Origin of the sequence: Geobacillus sp. WSUCF-018B, assembly GCF_002809985.1 — a bacterium.
GTDB classification, from domain to species: domain Bacteria; phylum Bacillota; class Bacilli; order Bacillales; family Anoxybacillaceae; genus Geobacillus; species Geobacillus thermophilus.
In genome coordinates this window covers 1-3,056 of record NZ_PIJF01000104.1, presented here as the reverse complement: position 1 = coordinate 3,056, position 3,056 = coordinate 1, and the positions used below count along the sequence as shown (strand labels likewise).

The following is a 3,056-nucleotide window of genomic DNA, read 5'->3' as shown; positions in this document are numbered from 1 at the left end:
GGTGACTCTATTCTACCAGAAAAAAGGGCGATTCTTCTATATTTGAGGCAAAAAAGTGGGGGCTGATCCCAAAACGCATTCGCGTTTTGGGTCAGCCCCCTTTCACAATCGCAGCGTCGCTTTCCTTTCACATTAGAGGAGGCATTTGGCGTAAAACTTAGGCAAAGACGTCCTTGCCTGTTGGCTGGGAAGAAACGGCCGTTCGTTACGATTCGCTCGATTCCGGCGACGGGGCGCGGACGACCGATTGGAATCGGCCTTTATGTGAACCGTCGCAAAACGGTTTATTGTTCGACAGCCCGCACCGACAGAGCGAAAACGTTTGTTTCGTCACAAACGGCTTTCCTTCTCCATCGAGCAGTTCCACATCGCCGGTGACGCGCAGCGAACCGTTGTCATTCACTTTGATTTGCACGTTTGCCATCGCTTGTTCCTCCTTTGCTTTGACAGTTTCGCGTGTTGGCAGGTAAAATGAAAAAGAAAATCAATAAGGAAAAAGGAGTCAGGCATGAGTGTATCGATCACGTTTACGGATGCAGCCAAACGGGCGCTTGCCTCTATTGTAGCGCAATCCGAGCGGCAGTTAAAGCTGGCGTTTGACACGGACGGCTGCGGCTGTTTGGTCGACGGCGTGCCGGCGCTATGGCTTGTCGACAAGGCCGATGACGATGATTTGGCCGTCGAAACGAATTTCGTGCCGGTGCTCGTCGAACGGTCGCGGCTCATCTTTTTTGATGAAGCGATGACGATTGACGTCAAGCCGGGAACGACCGTTTTTCAGCTCAAAAGCCTAGGGCAAACGTTGAATGGTCATATGCCGCTTGTTGAGGTGAAATCCGGCGATGAACGGTAAGTTAGAGCAGCTCGCAAAGACGGCGAAGCAAAAAACATGGGTGTCGTTCACCCATGAAAACGATCCGTACAGCTTGCTTCATTGGTCGGTCGCCGGCCCGTATCATGAGGCGAAAGACGTCTGGCTGCTGCAAAACGAAATGACGTTTGAAACGAAAGAGTTTCCGACGCTGGAGGCGGCCATTGCTTGGCTTGGCGAGCATATGCCGCACATCACCGAAGTGTTGTAAAGGGGACGCCCTGAAAGCCGGTTTGGGCCGCAGGGCGCCCCTTTATGATAAAAGCTGCATCGTCCATGTTGCGGTTATTGAGGACTGTTTTGCCGCTTGGTCGGATGGGTTGCTTTTTCCAATTCTTCTTTTGCGATCACCGGCTTGACCGTATCAGCGGACGGTTTCCCTTTTTGGGCGCGGTTTTTCGCCATCCATCATCTCTCCTTTTCTTTGTCGTGTAGTTGTATCGTTTGACAAATGAACGATTGTTATGCAAGGGGGCGGACATGATGAAGAAGATCGGGCGAAAAAAAGAGCAAGGGACGGAGGCTTTGACGATCGCCGACCGGCTTGGCGCCGCGGTGGAAGCGAAGCTGCTTGAGAAAAAGCGCGCACTTGCCGAGGAAGAAGCGCGGAGGCGGGCGGCAGAGGAAGCGCGGCGCCGCGAGGAAGCGCGCCGCCGTGAGGAACAGAAATCGTTTGCTGAGCTGCTTGAGGAAAGCGAGCTAGACTGGCGGAAATTTAAGTAGCGGAGGGGATGGACGATGAAATCGAATGCGGCAGCGACGCGCCCCTCTTCTTTTCCATTCTGGACGGCCGGAGCAGTCGTCGCGTTGGCCGTCAATTTGCGCGCGCCGCTTACGACGGTCGGCCCGCTCGTGCCCGATTTGCAGCGGGAGCTTGGCCTTTCCTACGCGGCCGCCGGAGCGTTGACGACGATTCCGCTTATGGCGTTCGCCTTGCTGGCACCGGCGGCAGCGGCTCTCGCCCGCCGGTTCGGGATGAAGCGGACGCTCTTTTTTTCGTTGATCGTGCTGCTCGTTGGCGAGCTTCTCCGGCCGCTCTCCGGCAGTTCTTGGCTGTTTGCCGGCACGGTGCTGATCGGTGCAGCCATTGCGGTGGACAACGTCTTGATGCCGGCGCTGGTGAAAGAGTCGTTTCCCGAACGGGTTGGTTTCATGATGGGCATTTATACGGTGACGATGAACATGAGTGCGGCGTTCGCTTCCGGGATCGCTGTTCCGCTTGCCGATGGCTGGGGGCTTGGCTGGCAAGGGGCGTTTCGCTTTTGGGCATTGCTGGCGGCTTTGGCGCTTGCTGTTTGGCTGCCGCAAGCACGCCGCTGGGAGCCGGACGGGGCGCCGTCCGGAAGCCGCCGCTCAACGCTTTGGCGGTCATGGCTCGCCTGGCAAGTGACGCTGTTTATGGGATTGCAATCGTTTTTCTTTTACTGCGTCGTCACTTGGCTGCCGGAGCTTGGGCAAAGCAAGGGGTTGGCGCCCGGTGCGGCCGGATGGCTGCTCTTTTTCTTCCAGTTCGCCCAGCTCCCGATGATGTTCGTCTCTCCGATGCTCGCGGAGCGGATGGACAATCAAAAGGCGCTTATTGGTTCAGCTGTGCTTTGCATGGGGGCTGGGACGCTTGCCTTTTTCGGCGGGCAAGGGTGGTGGCTGTGGGCGGGGGCGCTTGTTGCTGGCATCGGCGCTGGCATGGCGTTTTCGCTTGCGATGATGCTGTTTACGCTGCGGACGCGCCATCCGCTCGCCGCCGCCCAATTGTCCGCCATGGCGCAATCGGTCGGCTACTTGCTGGCGGCTTCCGGTCCGCCGTTGTTCGGGGTGCTGTATGATGCGTCCGGCCGCTTCAATGCGCCGCTTGGTCTGCTTGTTGCCGTCTGCATCGCCATGATGGCCGTTGGCTTAGGGGCGGCGAGGGACCGATACGTAGATGAAAAGAAATAAAGCGGCCCGCTCGTCGCAAATGAGCGGCCGCACGTACCGAACGAGAGCCCGTATGCGGCCGTCAACGGCCGCCGGGCTCTCGATTTGTTTGCATTTTTTGGCTCGATCTATTTTTCAGCAAGGCATGTCGGCTTTCTTTCCGCTCCTTTGGTTTTTATCTTAATTAGGCGAGAAGACTCCCACTTCAACGAAGCGAAGCGGAGTAAGTGGGAGATGAATCGCCTTAACTATATTTTGCTGAAAATAGGAT

5 protein-coding genes are annotated in these 3,056 nt (G+C 56.6%); 4 read left to right on the top strand and 1 reads right to left on the bottom strand.

Features of this window, described 5'->3' with window-relative positions:
- Positions 1-205: 205 nt before the first annotated feature.
- Positions 206-424: a CDGSH iron-sulfur domain-containing protein gene (locus tag CV944_RS16570; protein ID WP_012820666.1), complete on the bottom strand. Its 219-nt coding sequence runs from the start codon at positions 422-424 to the stop codon at positions 206-208.
- Positions 425-508: 84 nt separating this feature from the next.
- On the opposite strand from CV944_RS16570, the gene CV944_RS16565 reads away from it, so the two are divergent.
- The 4 genes from CV944_RS16565 (at position 509) to CV944_RS16550 (ending at position 2,806) form a co-directional block, all read left to right on the top strand.
- Positions 509-853 (top strand): iron-sulfur cluster biosynthesis family protein, encoded by a 345-nt coding sequence (locus tag CV944_RS16565; protein ID WP_033009049.1) that lies wholly within the window; start codon positions 509-511, stop codon positions 851-853.
- Positions 843-1,082, top strand: a complete 240-nt coding sequence (locus tag CV944_RS16560) for a YqkC family protein (RefSeq protein ID WP_033009050.1) — start codon at positions 843-845, stop codon at positions 1,080-1,082. The genes CV944_RS16565 and CV944_RS16560 overlap by 11 nt, the downstream gene beginning before the upstream one ends.
- 272 nt (positions 1,083-1,354) lie before the next feature.
- Positions 1,355-1,594 (top strand): YqkE family protein, encoded by a 240-nt coding sequence (locus tag CV944_RS16555; RefSeq protein WP_227412602.1) that lies wholly within the window; start codon positions 1,355-1,357, stop codon positions 1,592-1,594.
- Between the two features lie 15 nt (positions 1,595-1,609).
- Positions 1,610-2,806 (top strand): CynX/NimT family MFS transporter, encoded by a 1,197-nt coding sequence (locus CV944_RS16550; protein ID WP_063329765.1) that lies wholly within the window; start codon positions 1,610-1,612, stop codon positions 2,804-2,806.
- The last annotated feature ends 250 nt before the right edge of the window (positions 2,807-3,056 follow it).